We start from the raw sequence: 17,055 nt of genomic DNA on the forward strand, positions 1-17,055 counted from the left end.
GTAGCGCTCGGATTCGACAAGCTAGGTTGTTGCCCATGAGCATCCTGGGTGTGGGCATCGACCTGGTCTCGATTCCCGATTTCGCCGAGCAGGTCGACCAGCCGGGCACCGTCTTCGCGGAGACGTTCACCCCAGGTGAACGCCGTGACGCCGCCGACAAGAGTTCGTCGGCGGCACGGCACCTGGCGGCCCGCTGGGCGGCCAAGGAGGCTGTGATCAAGGCGTGGTCGGGCTCCCGGTTCTCGAAGCGTCCGGTGCTGCCCGAGGGCATTCACCGCGACATCGAGGTCGTCACCGACATGTGGGGCCGGCCCAAGGTGCGGTTGTCCGGCGAGATCGCCGAGCATCTCAAGGGCGTGGCCATCCACGTGTCACTGACCCACGAAGGCGACACCGCGGCCGCGGTCGCGGTCCTTGAGCAGGATTAGGTTCCTTCCGGGGTCCACCTTCCTTTTCCGGGGTCACTTTGGCTTCGCGAGCAGACGTAAACCTGTCGATTTCCACTTGGGAAATCAACAGGCTTACGTCTGCTCGGCAATAGGGGCGACGAGCGTACTAGGCGGAGTGGCCCGTCGGCAGCAATTGTGCGAGGTCGGTGACCACGTCGTCGGCGCCTTCGGCTGCGAGTTGCGCGGCCCCCACGCCGCGGTCGACGCCCACCACCCAGTAGCCGGCACGGCTTGCCGACTGCACGCCGGAGATCGCGTCCTCGACCGCAATGGATCTGTGCGGCTCGACCCCCAGCAGGCGAGCGGCGAGAAGGAACATATCGGGTTCGGGCTTGCCGGGCAGCCCGCGTTGCGCGGTGACCTGGCCATCGACGATCCCGGTGAAGGCGCCGAGCAGGTCGGCGTGCTCGAGCACCATTCTGGCGTTCTTGGAGCTCGACACAACCGCCATGGGAACGCGCGCTGCGCGCAGCGCGTTCACAAGGTCTCGCGAGCCCGGAAATACATGCACGCCTTCGGTATCGACGATGTGACCGAAGGCGGTGTTCTTGCGGTTTCCCAGACCATGGACGGTGACGGCATCGTCGGCGTCGTCGGGCCGGCCTTCGGGGAGGTCGATCCCGCGCGACGCGAGCACGGCTCGGACGCCGTCTGCTCGCGACTTCCCATCGACCAGCGTGAAGTAGTCGACGTCCGTGTAGGGCGCGGACTGTGGCGCGTGGTCGGCGAGGAACTCGGTGAACATCGCCGACCACGCGCGGCGATGGACGGCGGCCGTATCGGTGAGGACACCATCGAGGTCGAACACCACCGCTTCGGCGGCCGTGACCGAGATCGGGGCACGCTGCTGCGCTGTCATGCCGTCGCCGTGTCGACCATTGCGGCCTCGCCGGGCCGGAGGACGAGTTCTCGGCCGTCGACTGTGATCGTCTCGGGTGCGCCGTCGCCGACCAGCCGGAACCGAGACTCGTTGTGCCCCAAGTCAACTTCGACCGCGCGGCCACGCCACTGGATGGTGAACCGGAGGCGCTGCCACGATTCGGGTAGCCGGGGCGCGAAGTGAAGGCCGGAGGCGTTCGCCCGAAAACCGCCGAACCCGCACACCGCGATCTGCCACGTGCCGCCCGCGGACGCGATGTGCATGCCGTCCTCGGTGTTGCCCTGATTGTCGTCGAGATCCACGAACGCTGACCGGGCGAAGTACCGCTCTGCCATCGATGAATCGCCTATCTGCAGCCCGACGATCGCGTGGATCGACGGGCTCAACGATGACTTGTGCAGGGTTCGCTTTTCGTAGAACTCGAAGTTCTTACGGCGGGTGGCGGGCGAGTATTCGTCGGGCAGTTGAAACATCAACTGCACCACATCGGGTTGCTTGAGCAGCGTGGTGCCCTCGCAGTTGAAGTGGTTGTACCCGGCGGGGTAGCGGGGCATGTCGTTGTCGTCCCACTCGGTCACCGGTACTTCCTCGCGGTCGAAGTAGCCGTCGAACTGCTCGATGAGTCCGCAGTCGGGGTCATTGGGCGAGACGATCCTGCGAGCGGCCGCTGCCCAGGCATCGCGCTCGTCCTTGTTGATACCCACCGTCACGCAGATCTCGGTGAACTTTTCCGGCTGCTCCCGGGCGAGGTCGTCGAACACCGCTACCGCGAACTCCCAATGCCAGCGCACCATGCGGTTGGTATAGGCGTTGTTGTCGACGAACGAGTGGAATTCGTCGGGTCCCATGACTGTCTTGAGGACCAGTTTTTCGCCGTCGTCCTCGCATCGGTCCAGCCAGAACCGTGCGGTTTCGAAGACGATTTCGGCGCCCTCGTCGAGCAGTTGTTGCCAGTCGCCCGTCACCTCGCGGTAGCGGCCGATGGCGAACGCGACGTTGGCGGTGACGTGCAATTCTTGTTCGCGGGTGTAGAAACGGTTCTGCCCGTCGGGTGTGACGATCGGGCATTCCTCGCGGCCGGTGTCAGCTGACTCCCACGGGTACCGTGCGCCGATGTTGCCGTTCTCGGCTGCGATGGCCCGCGCCCCGTTCAGAGTGTGGAATCGGTATCCGAGAAGCGCTTTCGCCGTGGCGGGCTGGGTGAACAAGTAGAACGGCAGCATCATCACTTCGGTGTCCCAGAACACGTGCCCTCGATATCCCTCTCCGGAAAGGGATTTCGCGCCGATGTTCACGGTGGGGTCGTCCGGGTTCGCCGCGATCAGCAGGTGGTAGATCGAGAACCGCATGGCAAGTGCGGCGCGATCATCGCCGAGCACACGGCAGTCGCAGGCCTGCCACATTCGCCGCCACGCCTCGCTCGAATCAGCCAGCGCCTCTTCGAAATCGGGCACCGAAGACGCCGTCTGCAGGGCGCGCGGCACCGGGCCCGCACCGGTGGTGGATACGTCGCGCGACGTCGCGACGCCCACCGCCTTCTCGATGCCAACGGTCTGGCCTGCTGCCGCGGTGAAAGTCAGTTCGGTGCTGACCGATTCGTGCCGCGAGCGCTGTCGTACGTGCGGCTCACGGCCCAGCGGTGTCAGGCGCATGGCGTACGCCACGTCGATGCCGGAGTCGATGGTTCGGGTCATCACCCAGCCGACGCCGTCGGCGAATCCGTGTCCGACCTCACGCAGGTGCCGAGACAATGCCCATTTCTCCCACTTGCGCTCATGAGTGAATACCGTGTCTGCGGGATAGACGGGGAGGGCCTCCATGTTTCGGCGGTGCGCGTCGATTTGCGTCGCCACGGTGACGGTGGCTGCGGCGTCCAGTGGGGTCACCGTGAGCATGAGGTGGCAGGCGTCGCGGTCGGACATCGACGCGAACCGCCGCGACTGGACCTGGATGCGGGATCCGTCGTTCCGGGTGAACACCGTCTTCCGCTCGAGGACTCCGTTACGCAGGTCGAGCGTTCGGTGATGCTCTGTGACAGTGGCGGTTTCGGTATCGAGCCGCTCGTCGTCGACGTAGATGTCGGTGGACAGCCAATCCGGCGCGTTCACCAGATCGACGACTTGGGAATCGTGGCCGTCATAGACTCCGGCGAGATAGGTTCCAGAGACGCAACCGAGATGTCCTTCCTCAAGCGAGCCTCTGGTGCCGAGCCGGCCGTTGCCCACCGTGAAGATCGTCTCGAAGTAGTTGGACCGCAGCGGCTGCCACGACTCCTCGATGATCTGCCACGGACCGTCAGAGTCCTGTCCCGCAGGGGTGAGGGCGGCGCTGCGCGGTGCGGTGTGGGTCATGCGTACGACTCGTTTGCCGCCGTGGCGTAGACCGCATCGATCTGGGCTTTCGTCTCCGCCAGCGGCAGGTACACGTCGATCTCGCGGCCGGCGCATCTCTGTGCGCCCATGGCGTTGCCGTACCGCGCGGCGGCCACGAAGTCACCGGTCTCGAGATACCCGAACCCCATTCCCGCAGCGAAGGAGTCGCCGCACCCGGTGGTGTCCACCACCTCGTCGACCGGGATACGTGGCACCGTCTCGTGCTGCATGGTCCCGGCGTGATCGAGCCAGAACACCCGACAACCCTCCTCGTCGAGTGTTATGCACACCGCCTTCACACCGTTGCGCAGGCAATGTTCGGCGAACACCGGCAATTCGTCGAGATCGAGCTCTTTGCCCAAGTCGTCGGGATTGTGGCCGGGTGGGGGGAACCAGCTGCAGCCCGCCTCCTCCAGGTTCATCTTGAGGATGTCGATGTTCGGCAGCCACGCGTCCCGGTCGATCCACATGCGCGGCACCCGGTGACCGGACGAGGTCAGTGACACCGTGGGGCCATGGCCGTCGAGCAGGATCACACCGGTGCTGTTCGCCCGGATATACGCCAGAGTCGCTTGTGCGACTTCGTAATCGGTGACGGGCACACAGATGAACGCATCAGAGTCGAGCGCGAATTCGACGTCCTTGGCGGTGATCGGGTGCATGAAGCCCACTTGTCGTTCATCGCGGTAGTTCTGGTCGCGGAACTTCAACTCGATCACATCGCCGCGGTCGGAATCGTCGCGTAGGCCGGTGTAGTCGATGTTGTCGAAGCGGGACAGAATCTCTTTGATGGGCGCCATATCCTCTTTGCGCACATGGACAATCGGCCGGACCACGTCGTCTGTTCCGAGCAGCGAAGCCATCGCCGCGACCGTGTAGAGAACACAGCCGTACTTGTCGAAGACCTCGCCACGGTGGGTGATCACGTGATCGCGGGGAATCGGACCCAGAACAGCGACTTTGCGCGGTTTGCGATCGGTTGTCCGTCCGTTTTCGGGCAGTGCGGAACCAGGGTGGGACATGGTGTGCTCCGAGGTGATTGTGTCGAGTAGCGAATCGAGGTGTAGCCGAGCGGTCCGACGACGCGGATGGTCAGGCGGCCGCCGGATGGGCAAGGCCCGTCGCCGAATCCATGTCTTCCAGAGACATACCCTTGGTCTCCTTGACGAACCGCTTCACGAAGAACAGCGACAAGAGTGCGAACGTCGCGTACATGCCGTACGCGAATACCAGTGAGAGATCGGCAAGTTCGGGGAAAGACACGGTGATGAGCCAGTTCGCGGCCCATTGGCCCGCCGCCGCCAGCGACAGTGCCGCACCGCGGATCCGGTTCGGGAACATCTCACCCAGGAGCACCCACACCACGGGGCCCCAGCTCATCCCGAAGAACACAACGAACAGGTTCGCAGCGACCAGCGCGATCGGACCCCACGCACCGTCGAGGTGCGGGACGACCTCGCCGGCGGCGTTGCGACCTTCAGTTGCGGCACTGAAGCACACCGCCATCGTGGCGAGTGTGACGGTCATTCCCGCCGAGCCGACGAGCAGGAGCGGTTTGCGGCCCAACTTGTCAACAAGGGCGATCGCGACGATGGTCGTAGCGATGTTCACCACGGAGGTGAAGACCGTGATCTGGAATGACGCGCTCTCTTTGAAACCGACCGCCTGCCACAGCATGTTCGAGTAGTAGAAAATGACGTTGATCCCCACGAACTGCTGGAACATCGACAGCAGCAGACCGACCCAAACGATCGGATAGATGCGGCCGCTGGGACTCTTGAGTTCCTTCCAAGACGGCTTGGTGTCGCCCTCGAGGCTCTGCTGGATCCGGGTGATGGTGATCTCGAGGTTCTTCTCGCCGAGCAACAGGGTGAGCACTCGACGCGCCTCGGAAATCCGATGCGTCGCAACGAGATAACGCGGTGACTCGGGAATGGTGGTTGCCAGCACGCCGTACGCGACGGCAGGAATGGCCATCGACAGGAACATCCAGCGCCACGCGTCCAAGCCCATCCACAGCTGGCTGTTCGCGCTTCCGGCCCAGTCCGCGAGCACATAGTCGACCAGCAGTGCGAGGAAGATACCGAGGACGATCGCCAGCTGCTGTAGCGATCCGAGTCGCCCGCGGATGCGAGCGGGCGAGGTCTCCGCGATGTACGCCGGCGCGATCACCGAAGCGATGCCCACTCCCAGGCCGCCGACGACGCGACCGATCACCAGCGTGATGATTTCGGGTGCAAGACCGGCGATCACGGAGCTCGCGAGGAACAGCACCGCAGCGATCTGCATCACCCGCAAGCGACCGATCCGGTCCGCGATACGGCCCGCGGTCATCGCTCCCGCAGCCGCGCCGAGCAACGCCGACGCGACGGCGAAACCCAGCACGGCACCCTTGACCGCGAAGTCTTCTTCGATCGCTTTCACCGCGCCGTTGATGACAGCACTGTCATAACCGAACAGGAGTCCACCGAGCGCGGCGACCGAGGCGATCAGGATGATCCGATTGCCTGCCGACTGCTCATCGTCCCCAAAGATCGATGGTTCATTCGAAAACCCACCGCCGCTTTCCATTCCGGACCTCTCGTGACTGCTGGGCGAACTCCCAGGCGCGTGTGATGCACATCACATACAAGCCGTCAGTCGAGACAATGTCCAAGAATTCGACGAGGTTGGCGGAATTACTGCCGAATTCGTTCAACTTGTGAACGTGGCTTGCGGTGTGCCCTCGAGAGCCAACGCGATGGCGCCGAGGATGTGTGTCCGCGCTCCCAGCTTGGACGGCGCAATTTTCAGAGTCGCCGTGGCCGATGGAACGCCGCATCGGTCAACCACACCGCGGATCGCCGGGATGAGAATCGGCGACGCCTGTGCCAGCTCACCGCCCACGAGGATCAACTCGGGATTGAACACATTGCACAGATCCGCCAAGGCGCGCCCGACCTGACGACCGACATCCTCCAGAACGCGCACGCAGGCACGCTGGCCCAGGCGCGCTTGATCGGCGATCTCGGCGATGGTGGCCCGGCGTCCCAGCGTCGACTCGAGAAGTCGCGCCACTCGGCCGGCGGAGACGACAGTCTCAAGACAGCCTCGATTCCCACATCGACAGACGTCACCGAACTCATCGGTCGTCGTATGCCCGACCTCCCCCGCGGTTCCGGCCATCCCTGAATAGATCTCCCCGTTGATGATGAGCCCGGCGCCAACGCCTTCGGAGAGCTTGAGGTACACCATGTCCGAGACACCGATCCCTGCACCCCAGCGACGCTCGGCAAGCGCTCCGAGGTTGGCATCGTTGCCAACCTTCACGCGGACAGGAAGGTCCAAGATTGCACCCGCGAGTTCGCTCGCATCCACCCCGACCCAGCCAGGCAAGATCGAGGGTGAACCGACTCTGCCCGTCGCCCGCTCGATGGGAGCGGGAAGACCCAGACCGACCCCCACCACGGTCGAGCGGTCCACGCCGGATCGATTCAGCACGCTGGTGAGCAGTGACGCTGCAAGCGTCATCCCCTCCTCTGCCGTCATTTCTGCGGTGAGCTCAGCGCGCGTCTCGGCGAGAATCGAGTGTGAAAGGTCGCTGACAGCGACCCGAATGTGCCGATGCCCATGATCGATCCCCACGACATACCCGGCCTCGCGAGCGAGATGCACCTTACGTCTGCGCCCGGAGTCGTCCACGGCGATCGTCCCGGCTGCGATGAGCGCGCGCACGATGTTCGAAACAGTCGCTGTAGCCAGACCTGTTTCACGAGCCAAGTCGGCCTGAGTAAGGTCACCGTGCGATCTCAGCGCCTGGATCACGCGGCTGCGATTCTGCTCTCGAAGCGCGCTCGGCGCCCCCGGGCGGGCACGGTCGGTCATCCTGCGATCATGCCAGCATCCCAGCCTCCGCACGGCGGACCTGAAACCGAAGGACAGGGGGACACGCCTCGAAGGATCGAGGCTAACGTTGGCCGCATGAGTGATCTCGTCGCCGCTGTCCGCGAGGTGCTGCCGTCGGTGCGTGCCGACCTGGAGGACCTGGTCCGTATCCAATCGGTGTGGGCCGACCCGGCCCGGCATGCCGAGGTACACCGCAGCGCCGCACTGACCGCAAAGCTGTTGTCCGATGCCGGTTTCGGCGAGGTGCACATCGTCCAGGAGGGCGGGGCGCCGGCCGTCATCGCCCGTCACCCGGCGCCGGAAGGTGCCCCGACCGTGCTGCTGTACGCGCACCATGACGTGCAGCCCGAGGGCGACGCCGCACAGTGGGAGTCGGAGCCATTCGAACCGACCGAGCGCGATGGCCGGCTGTACGGCCGCGGCAGCGCCGACGACAAGGCCGGCATCGCCGTGCACCTGGCCGCCATGCGGGCGCACGGCGGCAACCCGCCCGTCGGCGTGACGGTTTTCGTTGAGGGCGAAGAGGAATCGGGCTCGCCTTCTCTGGGTGCCCTGCTGGCTGCGCACCGTGACCTGCTGGCCGCCGACGTCATCGTCATCGCCGATTCGGACAACTGGAGCACCGAGATGCCGGCGCTGACGGTGTCCCTGCGGGGCCTGGCCGACTGCGTGGTCGAGGTGGCGACGCTGGACCACGGCCTGCACTCCGGGCTCTGGGGCGGTGTGGTGCCCGACGCGTTGAGCGCTCTGGTGCGGCTGCTGGCGACGCTGCACGACGACGACGGCAACGTCGCGGTCGAGGGCCTCTACGAGGGCACCGCAGCCGACGTCGACCGGGGCCCGGACTGGGTTGCCGCCGAGACCGGCATGCTCGACGGCGTCCAGCAGATCGGCTCCGGCTCTGTGGTGCAACGACTTTGGGCCAAGCCGGCCATCACCGTCATCGGCATCGACACCACGTCGATCGCCAAGGCGTCGAACACGCTGATCCCGTCCGCGCGGGCGAAGGTCAGCATGCGCGTGGCTCCGGGTGGCGACGCGCTGGCTCATCTGGCGGCACTGACCCGTCACCTGCAGAGCCACGCGCCCTGGGGTGCCAAGGTCACCGTGACGCCCGGCGACGTCGGGCAGCCGTACGCCATCGACGCCAGCGGCCCGGTGTACGACGCGGCGCGGTCGGCGTTCACACAGGCGTGGGGTGTTGCCCCGGTGGACATGGGGATGGGCGGGTCCATCCCGTTCATCGCCGAATTCGCCGAGACCTTTCCCGACGCAACGATTCTGGTGACCGGCGTCGAAGACCCCGGCACGCAGGCGCACAGCATCAACGAGAGCCTGCACCTCGGCGTGCTGGAGAAGGCCGCGATCTCCGAGGCGCTGCTGCTCGGTGCATTGGGTCAGAACGACTCGGGATCTCGCTGAACCGACTCCGGCACCGGGTGCTGGTACAGCCGAGAGGCGTTCTCCCAGGTAATCTTTCGGATTGCGTCGGCGGGCAGGGTGCCGATCTCCTCGTGGATGGTGGCCTGCGTGTGTGGCCAGGTCGAGTCGCAGTGCGGGTAGTCGGCCTCGAGCATGATGTTGTCGACGCCGATGCGGTCGCGCTGCACGAACGACGACTGGTCCTCGACGGCGCAGAACCAGAAATTGCGGGTGAAAACCTCGGCCGGGGTGAGCTTTTCGCCGAGCCGCTCCCAGGTGCCATACATCGAGTGGTAGCTGAGCATGTGGTCCAGCCGGTCGAGCAACCCGGCGACCCAGCCGATGCCGCCCTCGGACAGGCAGATCTTGAGGTCCGGAAAGCGGCTGGGCAGACCGGAATACAGCCAGTCCACCGCTGCTGAGATGGCGTAGGCGAAGAACAGCACGCCCTGCACATCCGGCGGCGCGTCGGGCGTGGTGGAGGGGGAGGAGCCCGACGACCCGATGTGCAGGTTGACGACCGTGCCGGTCTCGGCACAGGCCGCCATCATCGGATCCCAGTAGCCCGAGTGAATGGTCGGCAGCCCGAGCATTGCCGGGTTCTCGCTGAAAGTCATGGCGTGGAAACCACGTTCGGCGTTCTCGTAGATCATCTTGGCGCCGACGTCGGGGTCCAGCAGCCACGGCAGCTGACAGGGGATGATCCGGTCGGGGTACGAGCCGGCCCACACGTCGAAGTGCCAGTCGTTCCAGGCTCGCACCGAGGCCATCGCCAGGTCGCGATCGGTGGTGACCTGCTGCAGCCGCTGGCCGGCGAAACCGGGCAGGAACGACGGGAAGTTCAGCGACGCGTAGACGCCGTTGAGGTCCATGTCGCGGACCCGTTCGTGGATATCCCAAGCGCCCCGGCGCATTTCGTCGAACCGGACCGGTTCGAAGCCGTACTCGGAGACCGGCCGTCCGACCACGGCGTTGAACCCGACATTGGGCAGTTCCTTGCCGTCGTACACCCAGGTCTGGCCGCCGTTGTCGGTGTCGACCACGCGCGGCGCCCGGTCGGCGAACTTGCTCGGCAGCCGGCCGGTGAAGGTGTCGGGCGGTTCGACGATGTGGTCGTCGACCGAGATGACGGTGTACCGGCGCGGGGCACGCGGTGGGTCGGGTAGCAGCGTGACGGTGCGGTCCGCGCCGGTCTTGGCGACGGTGAAGTCGAGATTGGTGGCCAGATCGTCAATGGATTTCATGTCGTACCAGCGCCTTCACTGCAGAACGGACGGATCGGATTTGATGGTCATGCGGGCAGCGCCGGCCCAGTACACGTCGGCCGCGCGTTCGATCAGGGAGGCCTTCATGCCGACCATGTCTGACCACTTCATCTCGGTCGGCTTCAAGTCGGTCAGCAGGACGTCGTAGGCCAGCTTGCAGACCCGTTCGATTGACGCCGCCCGGTACACGGCCTCGGCCAGGTTGCGGCCCGTCGCGATGACGCCGTGGTTGGCCAGGATGGTCAAGTTCGCGTTACCGATGCGGGTGGCCAATTCGGCTGCGCGCGAGGGACTGTCGACCTCGCCGTCGTACTCGTCGACCAGGCACAGATCATCGAGGAACAGCGATCCGGTCTGGTGCACCAACTCTGGAAGCCGACCCAGCGCGGCGAGCACGCACACGTAGTAGGGGTGATTGTGGATCACGACGCGGGCATCGGGGCGGGCGCGGTGCAGCTCGGTGTGGATGTGGATGGCCGGAGTGACGTCCCAGCGGCCTTGGGTCACCCGGGCCTCCTCGTCGACCATGCAGATGTCGGATGCGGTGACCTCCTGCCACCACAGGCCCCACGGGTTGACGTACATGTCGGTCTGGCCGTCGGGCTGAAAGGTGATGTGCCCGGCCAGGTTCTCGGCGAAGCCGATGCTCGCGAGGTGCCGGAACGCGATGGCCATGGCCTGTTCGTCGGTGAGGTCGACGCCGATCGATGGGGTCACCGACGGCGCCCACACCTCTAGGCCGCCGCGGCCTGGGGCCGTTTTGCTCCTCGCGTGCGCAGGCTCAGCTGCGGTCATGTCCGTCTCCCATCCGGGCTCGAATGTCCTCGCGCAGTTGGCCTTTGGCGACCTTGCCGCCCGACGACCGGGGTAGTTCGTCGACCACGATCAACCGCTCGGGCAGCAGTTCCTTCGAAACGTCCTGGGCGAGCAGGTACGTGCACAGCTCGTCGAGGTCCAGCGTCGACGAGCCGATCAATTCGACGTAGACACAGACTTTTTCGCCGAACACCGGGTCGGGCATGGCCACCGCCGCAGCCAGGCCGACCGCCGGATGCGTCATGACGACGTCCTCGACCTGGGCGGCGCTGATGTTCTTGCCGCCGCGCACGATGAAATCGGACGTCCGGCCCGTCACCCGCAGGTAGCCGTCGGCGTCGATCTCGCAGATGTCGCCCATCCGCATCCAGCCGTCGGCGGTGAACAGCTTGTCGTGGTCGGTGCCGCCCAGGTAGCCGAGACTGGTCGCCGGACCGCGGCATGCGGGCTGACCCCGGCCGGTGTCGGTGACGTCGGTGTCGCCGTCGAACAGGCGGACTGCCATGTCGGGGACGATCCGGCCGCCGGTGCGCAGCCGGTGCTCCAGCGTGTCGTGCACGGTGGTGCCGCTGAGCAGGCCGGTCTCGTTGGAGCCGTAGAACTGCAGAATCGTTGCGCCGGTGAGTTTTTCGAACTCGTGGGCGGGCCGGTAGGGCAGGGCCTCGCCGCCGGTGAACACCACTCGCAATGAGCTCAGGTCGTAGTCGCGGGCAACCGGGTCGGCCATGATCATGGTCAATTGAGTACTGACGCAACACAATACGGTGATCTTGTGCTGCTCGATCGCCGCGCACGCCGCCGCCACCGTGAACCGGTCGAGCAGAACGGTGGTGGTGCCCAGGTGGATCGGGGTGATGTGGGTGGTCCACAAGCCGAAGCCGAACGGGGTCGGGATGACCGGCAGGAAGACGTCGTCTGAGGTCAAAAGCCCATTCGCCACTGCCTGCTGATGGAAGTAATACCAACGGTTCTGGGTGTGCACCACACACTTCGGCAGTCCGGTGGTGCCGGAGGTCGAGTTGATCAGGAAGACGTCGTCGGGGCCAACCTGGGTGTCGGGGCTCAACGTCACCGGTTCGGCGCCGACGGACAATGCATCCAGCGTCAGCAGTGGGCAGCCGATGGCAGTGGCGACGGTTTCGGCCTGAGCCCGGCGCGGGGGATCGGTGATCAGCAGCCTGGGCTCCGCACCCTGCAGGATGGCCGTCACCTCACGGATGCCGGCGCGCGCGCCGACGCCGACCACCACTGCACCGCAGCGCTCGATCGCGACGAACAGCACGTGGATGGCTGTGGTGTCGCCGTGCCACACGGCGATCCGGTCTCCGGGGCATACGCCCGCGCCGGCCAGTTCGGCTGCCAATGCGGTTGCCGCGGTGTCGAATTCGCGCCAGCTCAGGGATCGGTCCGGGTGATCCACGTAGGCGGCGCGGTCCGGGGTGCGAGTGGCGTTGACCCGCACCGCGTCCGAGATCGTGGTGCCCGTCCACCAGCCGTTGGCGTAGAAGCGAGCGACGTCGTCGGCCGTGAACGCGGGCGAATTCGTGACCGCCGTCGCCGTCGCCTCCAGCTGCATCTTCAAATCATATGAAAATAAGGCTGTGTCCTGTCAAGGATTCAGGAAGAACGGGTGCGGGTGCGCACCGTCGCGGGATCGACCACCCCGGCTGACCCCGGGTAGTGCTGGGCATCGAGCAGGTGCGTGGCGGCCAATTCGCGGGCGCGTTCGGCGTCACCGGCCTCGATGGCATCGATCAGCGTGCGGTGCTCCTCCAGGGCAGACCGGCGCTCGTCGACGGGAATGCTGGCGTGGTCGGTGAACTGTCGCGACCAGCTCAGCTCGTGCGACGACCACAGCTTTTCCAGCGCGCCGGCGAGGATGATCATCGTCTCGTTGCCGCAGTGCTGGACCAACGCCTCGTGGAAGCGCCGGCTGGCGGAGGTGACCAGCACCAGATCCTCGACGGAGTCGACCGATTCGGCGTGAATCTGCCGAAGGATCGGCACCACCGCGGTTTCACGGTCGCTGCGCTGGGCGCACATCGCCGCGCAGGCCGGCTCCACCTGCTGCAGGGCGGCGCCGACATCGCCCAGGCTCACCTGGTTAGCGCCGAGGACCAGGCCCATCGTGTAGGCCACGTTGCTCGCGCTGGGCCGGTGCACCACCGAGCCGCCGAGCTTGCCGCGGCGCACGCTGAGGAGCCCTTCGGCGTCCAGGATGCGGATGGCTTCCCGCAGTGAGGGCTTGCTGATCGGGAACTCGACCAGTAGCTCGTCTTCCGTCGGCAGCACGCTGCCGTCGGCGAGCTCGCCGCTGAGGATGCGCCGACGCAACTCGTCCGCCACCTGCTCAGCGAGGCGGCGGAAACGGACGTCGGGCGCGGACATGGGGTGAGTGTGCCAGACGAGGGTGGCGCTGCTGTTGATCGCGGAGGGTTGGATTTCGCTGCTGGGATAGGTGCCTGGTTATCCACAGGGAAGTCGGTTATCCACAAAGAGGGTGCCCCAGATGTGGCGTTTCACCGCCGTGTCCGTTCCAGCACCTAGCGTCTGCTGCATGACCCTGACGGACCTGTTGCCCTACATGATTGCGGGATGCATGTTCATTCTGGTGTGCGTGTTAGTTGTGGTGCTGTGCGCTGCGGTCAAGGCGTTTGACCTCGAACACGTCAACCTCAATGCGAACGTCTGGAAGCTGGCCAACTTCAGCTTCACCGTGAAGGGCGGGGCACAACCACGCCGGCCGACAACTCGGCCGCCGTCTAAGTCGCGGTAGGCCGCTCAGTGCGAGAGGAAGACGAGGTACTCGGGTTCCTGAACCAGCATCGCTATGGCGCCCATGAGCGGAAAGACGAGAATGCCGGCCACCAAGGCGGCGAGGTTCCACCGTGTGTTGGCACCTGACCTGACGCCGTGCCGGTAAATGGGCACCGCCGCAATGATCCACAGCACGACAGCGAGGAAGTACCCGTTGTAGATCGCATAGCCGGGCGGCATCCCGGCGAATCCGAGGATGAGACTCGACGCTAGAAACAGCAGCATCCCGACGCCGAGCCCAACGGTCAGCAGGACGCCCCTAATGGCTACTGAATTGAGCGTCATCGATTGGTGTGAGTGCGGCTAGACCGACAGGTCCCGTCGCAACTTCGCGACGTGCCCCGTCGCCTTGACGTTGTACTGGGCGACCTCGACGTTGCCCTTCTCGTCGACCAGGAATGTCGAGCGGATGACACCCTGCACGGTCTTGCCGTACATCGTCTTCTCGCCGAACGCCCCGTACGCGGTGAGCACCTTGCGGTCGGGATCGGACAGCAGCGGGAAGGTCAGGCCCTCGTTGTCGCGGAACTTGGCGAGCTTCTCCGGTTTGTCGGGGGAGATGCCGATGACGTCGAGTCCGGCCTCGTTGAGTTCGGCCAGGCTGTCGCGGAAATCGCAGGCCTGCTTGGTGCAGCCAGGCGTCGAAGCCGCGGGGTAGAAGTAGATGATGACCTTGCGGCCCTTGTAATCCGACAGCTTCACGGTGTTGCCATCGGCGTCGGGCAGGCTGAATGCGGGGGCTTTGGCGCCCACTTCGAGTCGCGGGGTCGGTGCCACCGGGATGTCCCTTCTGTCGGCCAGGCGTTGCTGTTGCGGCAAGCTGCTCTAGGGTAGAGCGCCAAGGTGCAACGCGAGCTGGAGGGCTGAAGTGGCTGACCGGAATCCTGACGAGATCAAGCAGGAAATCGATCGTGCACGCGATCAGTTGGCGTTGACGGTTGACGCCCTCGCGGAGCGGGCAAATCCCCAGCGACTGGCTGACGACGCCAAGGCCAAGGCCATTGCGATCGCGTCCAAGCCGGCCGTCATCGCGTCGTTCGCCGGACTCGGCGTTGTCGTGCTGGTGGTGGTTATCCGCAAGATACGCGGTTAACCCGACTTTCTAGTTACTCCGCCGCGGCGTCAGCCAGCCAAGCAGCCAGCTGCGCGGAGGATTCGCGACCCGGCCGAGCCGGGTGCAGTTATGGACGATGACCAGGGTGTCGTCGGCTGCTGTCGTGACGTCGGCGCTGGGCGCTGCGTAGACGGCAACGGCTGTCGGTGTCATCAGCTAACTCCCATCACGCGTCGTCACCTACATTTCTACACCATCATGCCCTGTTTCAGCTAACTTGAAAATTGCGCGTCGCGTCACAAAATTGCAGGTCCATCTGATTTTTGAGGATTTTCCAGTCGCGACCGCTATTGACGATCATGCCTGCATACAGACGTGCGACCGGTGTCTGGTGGCTACCGCTACATGCCAAAAGAACCGGCTCTCCTGGTCATTTCGAGCTGTATCGCTGGACCCTGTCGTCGGCTGTGACGTTGGCTACAGTTCGGTCCGGTGGCCTGGCGGTCGTGAGTCTCGGCCCAGTGCTGATACCCCGGCTGCGGCCGTTAGAAACGGCGCTGACCATACGATTTCACCCTGCAGCCATCGGACTGTTAATGTCTCTCTCGCGCGCCGTTAGCTCAGTTGGTAGAGCAGCTGACTCTTAATCAGCGGGTCCGGGGTTCGAAACCCTGACGGCGCACAGATACGAAAGCCCCCTCCTTCGGGAAGGGGCTTTCGTCGTTTGTTCACCGTTTTTAGCGCGGTCCATCATGTCTGCAACCGCCCGATGGACTCGTCCTCGTGCCATGTAGCGGTCCCGAGTCATCGACACTTTCGCGCGGCCGAGATGGCCCGCGCCGACGCGCGCTGACTGCCCATCCTCGTCGATGAGTGTTCCGAGTGTCTTGCGGAAGCTGTGCGTCGTGATGTCCGGTACGCCGAGATCCTCGCGAACTTCGCGCCAGATGGCAACGGCGGGTAACCGGGTAGGGCGGTTGTAGTCGCGCCGCGAAGGCTGGCGCGGCGCCACCGGGGTGGTGACCTGACGTCTGTCCGACTGTCGAAGCGCGTCAGATTTTTCGGGCTGGCTTGCATCACGGCCATAGGAATCGGTTCAGCGGTTAGCATTCGCCCATGCCGTTTCGGATCGGTGAGACCTTCGCTGGATACCGGATTCTGCGTTTTCTGGGATCGGGTGGGATGGGCGAGGTTTACCTGGTACAGCATCCCCGGCTGCCACGCCAGGATGCGCTGAAGGTCCTTCGCCCAGATGTTTCCAATGACACCTCGTTCCAGGAGCGGTTCATCCGTGAGGCTGATCTGGCCGGAGGTTTGCGGCACCCACACATCGTTGGGATTCAGGATCGGGGAGAGCATGACGGCCAGATGTGGATCACGATGGACTACATCGAAGGAACCGACGCGGCCCAACTTGTACGCGAGCGCTACCCGGCAGGCATGCCGGTTGAACTTGCCACCACCATCGTCACCGCTGTGGCCAGTGCGCTGGACTACGCACACAAGAAGGGCTTGCTGCACCGCGATGTAAAGCCCGCCAACATCATCGTGGCGGATACCGACGCCGATGATCCGCAGGTATTTCTTGCAGACTTCGGCATTGCCCGACCGGTGGACGACACCAGCGGAATCACGACCACGAACATGACCGTCGGCACGGTGGCCTACGCCGCACCCGAACAACTCATGGGCGAACCGATGGATGGCCGAGCCGACCAATACGCCCTCGCGGCCACCGCATACCAACTCCTGACCGGGATGCAGCTGTTCCCGCACTCCAATCCGGCGGTGGTAATCAGCCGACACCTCAGCACAGACCCACCGCCGTTGAGCCCGCACCGCTCGGACTGCGGAGTCCTCGACGATGTTCTGCAGATCGCGCTGGCCAAAAATCCTGACGACAGATTCAGTTCGTGTTTGGCATTCGCGCAGGCTCTGGCCGATGAATCCCCGGCACGGGAAATTGCGTCGGCAAACGCGACCACTCGGGCAGCCCGGCGACCGGATCGGTCTGTGCTTGCACCCGGCACGCCTACATCGACGGAGGGCCTTGCCCCCATGTAGTGGACACGGGATTTGTGGTTACGCGGCTACT

The 17,055-nt window shown here is 64.9% G+C and carries 16 protein-coding genes, 1 tRNA gene and 1 pseudogene; 6 read left to right on the plus strand and 12 right to left on the minus strand.

What is annotated here, in order from left to right; genetic code table 11:
• Positions 1 to 35 precede the first annotated feature (35 nt).
• Complete coding sequence (acpS, locus tag EB75_RS21270) at positions 36 to 428, plus strand: holo-ACP synthase AcpS (RefSeq protein WP_020102278.1); 393 nt, start codon at positions 36 to 38, stop codon at positions 426 to 428.
• Between the two features lie 127 nt (positions 429 to 555).
• Here acpS and EB75_RS21275 read toward each other — a convergent pair whose 3' ends face one another.
• The 5 genes from EB75_RS21275 to EB75_RS21295 all read right to left on the minus strand — a co-directional run bounded on the left by EB75_RS21275 (position 556) and on the right by EB75_RS21295 (position 7,565).
• Positions 556 to 1,308: an HAD family hydrolase gene (locus tag EB75_RS21275; RefSeq protein ID WP_073697255.1), complete on the minus strand. Its 753-nt coding sequence runs from the start codon at positions 1,306 to 1,308 to the stop codon at positions 556 to 558.
• The gene (locus EB75_RS21280; RefSeq protein ID WP_073697256.1) at positions 1,305 to 3,680 is read right to left on the minus strand and encodes a glycoside hydrolase family 65 protein; all 2,376 of its coding nucleotides are present in this window, start codon (positions 3,678 to 3,680) and stop codon (positions 1,305 to 1,307) included. The genes EB75_RS21275 and EB75_RS21280 overlap by 4 nt, the downstream gene beginning before the upstream one ends.
• The gene (locus EB75_RS21285; protein WP_073697257.1) at positions 3,677 to 4,723 is read right to left on the minus strand and encodes a carbohydrate kinase family protein; all 1,047 of its coding nucleotides are present in this window, start codon (positions 4,721 to 4,723) and stop codon (positions 3,677 to 3,679) included. Before EB75_RS21285 ends, EB75_RS21280 begins: the two co-directional genes overlap by 4 nt.
• Positions 4,724 to 4,793: 70 nt before the next feature.
• Positions 4,794 to 6,272 carry a sugar porter family MFS transporter gene (locus EB75_RS21290; protein ID WP_073697258.1) on the minus strand — a complete coding sequence of 493 codons (1,479 nt, stop codon included), beginning with the start codon at positions 6,270 to 6,272 and terminating at the stop codon, positions 4,794 to 4,796.
• Between the two features lie 123 nt (positions 6,273 to 6,395).
• Positions 6,396 to 7,565, minus strand: a complete 1,170-nt coding sequence (locus tag EB75_RS21295) for an ROK family transcriptional regulator (RefSeq protein WP_073697275.1) — start codon at positions 7,563 to 7,565, stop codon at positions 6,396 to 6,398.
• Between the two features lie 96 nt (positions 7,566 to 7,661).
• On the opposite strand from EB75_RS21295, the gene EB75_RS21300 reads away from it, so the two are divergent.
• The gene (locus EB75_RS21300) at positions 7,662 to 9,008 is read left to right on the plus strand and encodes a dipeptidase (protein WP_073697259.1); all 1,347 of its coding nucleotides are present in this window, start codon (positions 7,662 to 7,664) and stop codon (positions 9,006 to 9,008) included.
• On the opposite strand, the gene EB75_RS21305 is transcribed toward EB75_RS21300, so the two are convergent.
• From EB75_RS21305 to EB75_RS21320, 4 genes are all read right to left on the minus strand, one after another.
• Positions 8,984 to 10,252 (minus strand): amidohydrolase family protein, encoded by a 1,269-nt coding sequence (locus tag EB75_RS21305; protein WP_073697260.1) that lies wholly within the window; start codon positions 10,250 to 10,252, stop codon positions 8,984 to 8,986. The genes EB75_RS21300 and EB75_RS21305 overlap by 25 nt on opposite strands.
• Before the next feature lie 15 nt (positions 10,253 to 10,267).
• The gene (locus tag EB75_RS21310; RefSeq protein ID WP_073697276.1) at positions 10,268 to 10,990 is read right to left on the minus strand and encodes a class II aldolase/adducin family protein; all 723 of its coding nucleotides are present in this window, start codon (positions 10,988 to 10,990) and stop codon (positions 10,268 to 10,270) included.
• 64 nt (positions 10,991 to 11,054) lie between these two features.
• Positions 11,055 to 12,665, minus strand: coding sequence for a class I adenylate-forming enzyme family protein (locus tag EB75_RS21315; RefSeq protein ID WP_073697261.1), 1,611 nt, complete (start codon positions 12,663 to 12,665; stop codon positions 11,055 to 11,057).
• A gap of 41 nt (positions 12,666 to 12,706) precedes the next feature.
• Complete coding sequence (locus EB75_RS21320) at positions 12,707 to 13,477, minus strand: FadR/GntR family transcriptional regulator (RefSeq protein ID WP_073697262.1); 771 nt, start codon at positions 13,475 to 13,477, stop codon at positions 12,707 to 12,709.
• A gap of 169 nt (positions 13,478 to 13,646) precedes the next feature.
• Between EB75_RS21320 and EB75_RS21325 the strand changes: the two genes are divergently transcribed.
• Positions 13,647 to 13,865 (plus strand): hypothetical protein, encoded by a 219-nt coding sequence (locus EB75_RS21325; protein ID WP_073697263.1) that lies wholly within the window; start codon positions 13,647 to 13,649, stop codon positions 13,863 to 13,865.
• A gap of 5 nt (positions 13,866 to 13,870) precedes the next feature.
• On the opposite strand, the gene EB75_RS21330 is transcribed toward EB75_RS21325, so the two are convergent.
• Both EB75_RS21330 and bcp read right to left on the minus strand, forming a co-directional pair.
• Complete coding sequence (locus EB75_RS21330; RefSeq protein ID WP_073697264.1) at positions 13,871 to 14,191, minus strand: hypothetical protein; 321 nt, start codon at positions 14,189 to 14,191, stop codon at positions 13,871 to 13,873.
• Positions 14,192 to 14,209: 18 nt separating this feature from the next.
• On the minus strand, positions 14,210 to 14,683 hold the full coding sequence (gene bcp, locus EB75_RS21335; protein WP_073697265.1) for a thioredoxin-dependent thiol peroxidase: 474 nt from the start codon (positions 14,681 to 14,683) through the stop codon (positions 14,210 to 14,212).
• Between the two features lie 91 nt (positions 14,684 to 14,774).
• On the opposite strand from bcp, the gene EB75_RS21340 reads away from it, so the two are divergent.
• Positions 14,775 to 14,999 carry a DUF3618 domain-containing protein gene (locus EB75_RS21340; protein WP_073697266.1) on the plus strand — a complete coding sequence of 75 codons (225 nt, stop codon included), beginning with the start codon at positions 14,775 to 14,777 and terminating at the stop codon, positions 14,997 to 14,999.
• 9 nt (positions 15,000 to 15,008) lie between these two features.
• On the opposite strand, the gene EB75_RS29385 is transcribed toward EB75_RS21340, so the two are convergent.
• Positions 15,009 to 15,173, minus strand: coding sequence for a hypothetical protein (locus EB75_RS29385; protein ID WP_168176087.1), 165 nt, complete (start codon positions 15,171 to 15,173; stop codon positions 15,009 to 15,011).
• Positions 15,174 to 15,569: 396 nt separating this feature from the next.
• Here EB75_RS29385 and EB75_RS21345 point away from each other — a divergent pair.
• A tRNA-Lys gene (locus tag EB75_RS21345) sits at positions 15,570 to 15,642 on the plus strand.
• Positions 15,643 to 16,076: 434 nt separating this feature from the next.
• Positions 16,077 to 16,964: pseudogene (locus EB75_RS21355) on the plus strand (serine/threonine-protein kinase); the annotation flags it as partial.
• Between the last annotated feature and the right edge of the window lie 91 nt (positions 16,965 to 17,055).

This window comes from Mycobacterium sp. ST-F2 (assembly GCF_001905655.1).
In the GTDB taxonomy this organism is placed as follows: Bacteria; Actinomycetota; Actinomycetes; order Mycobacteriales; family Mycobacteriaceae; genus Mycobacterium.

What these genes read in the sequence shown, in the direction of transcription:
- EB75_RS21300 (WP_073697259.1), top strand. Translation starts at nt 7,662, where the DNA reads ATGAGTGATCTCGTCGCCGCTGTCCGCGAGGTGCTGCCGTCGGTGCGT.
- EB75_RS21290 (WP_073697258.1), bottom strand. Translation starts at nt 6,272, where the DNA reads ATGGAAAGCGGCGGTGGGTTTTCGAATGAACCATCGATCTTTGGGGAC.
- EB75_RS21275 (WP_073697255.1), bottom strand. Translation starts at nt 1,308, where the DNA reads ATGACAGCGCAGCAGCGTGCCCCGATCTCGGTCACGGCCGCCGAAGCG.
- EB75_RS21295 (WP_073697275.1), bottom strand. Translation starts at nt 7,565, where the DNA reads ATGACCGACCGTGCCCGCCCGGGGGCGCCGAGCGCGCTTCGAGAGCAG.
- EB75_RS21305 (WP_073697260.1), bottom strand. Translation starts at nt 10,252, where the DNA reads ATGAAATCCATTGACGATCTGGCCACCAATCTCGACTTCACCGTCGCC.
- EB75_RS21320 (WP_073697262.1), bottom strand. Translation starts at nt 13,477, where the DNA reads ATGTCCGCGCCCGACGTCCGTTTCCGCCGCCTCGCTGAGCAGGTGGCG.
- EB75_RS21285 (WP_073697257.1), bottom strand. Translation starts at nt 4,723, where the DNA reads ATGTCCCACCCTGGTTCCGCACTGCCCGAAAACGGACGGACAACCGAT.
- EB75_RS21325 (WP_073697263.1), top strand. Translation starts at nt 13,647, where the DNA reads ATGACCCTGACGGACCTGTTGCCCTACATGATTGCGGGATGCATGTTC.
- EB75_RS21280 (WP_073697256.1), bottom strand. Translation starts at nt 3,680, where the DNA reads ATGACCCACACCGCACCGCGCAGCGCCGCCCTCACCCCTGCGGGACAG.
- EB75_RS21315 (WP_073697261.1), bottom strand. Translation starts at nt 12,665, where the DNA reads ATGCAGCTGGAGGCGACGGCGACGGCGGTCACGAATTCGCCCGCGTTC.
- EB75_RS21330 (WP_073697264.1), bottom strand. Translation starts at nt 14,191, where the DNA reads ATGACGCTCAATTCAGTAGCCATTAGGGGCGTCCTGCTGACCGTTGGG.
- acpS (WP_020102278.1), top strand. Translation starts at nt 36, where the DNA reads ATGAGCATCCTGGGTGTGGGCATCGACCTGGTCTCGATTCCCGATTTC.
- EB75_RS29385 (WP_168176087.1), bottom strand. Translation starts at nt 15,173, where the DNA reads ATGACACCGACAGCCGTTGCCGTCTACGCAGCGCCCAGCGCCGACGTC.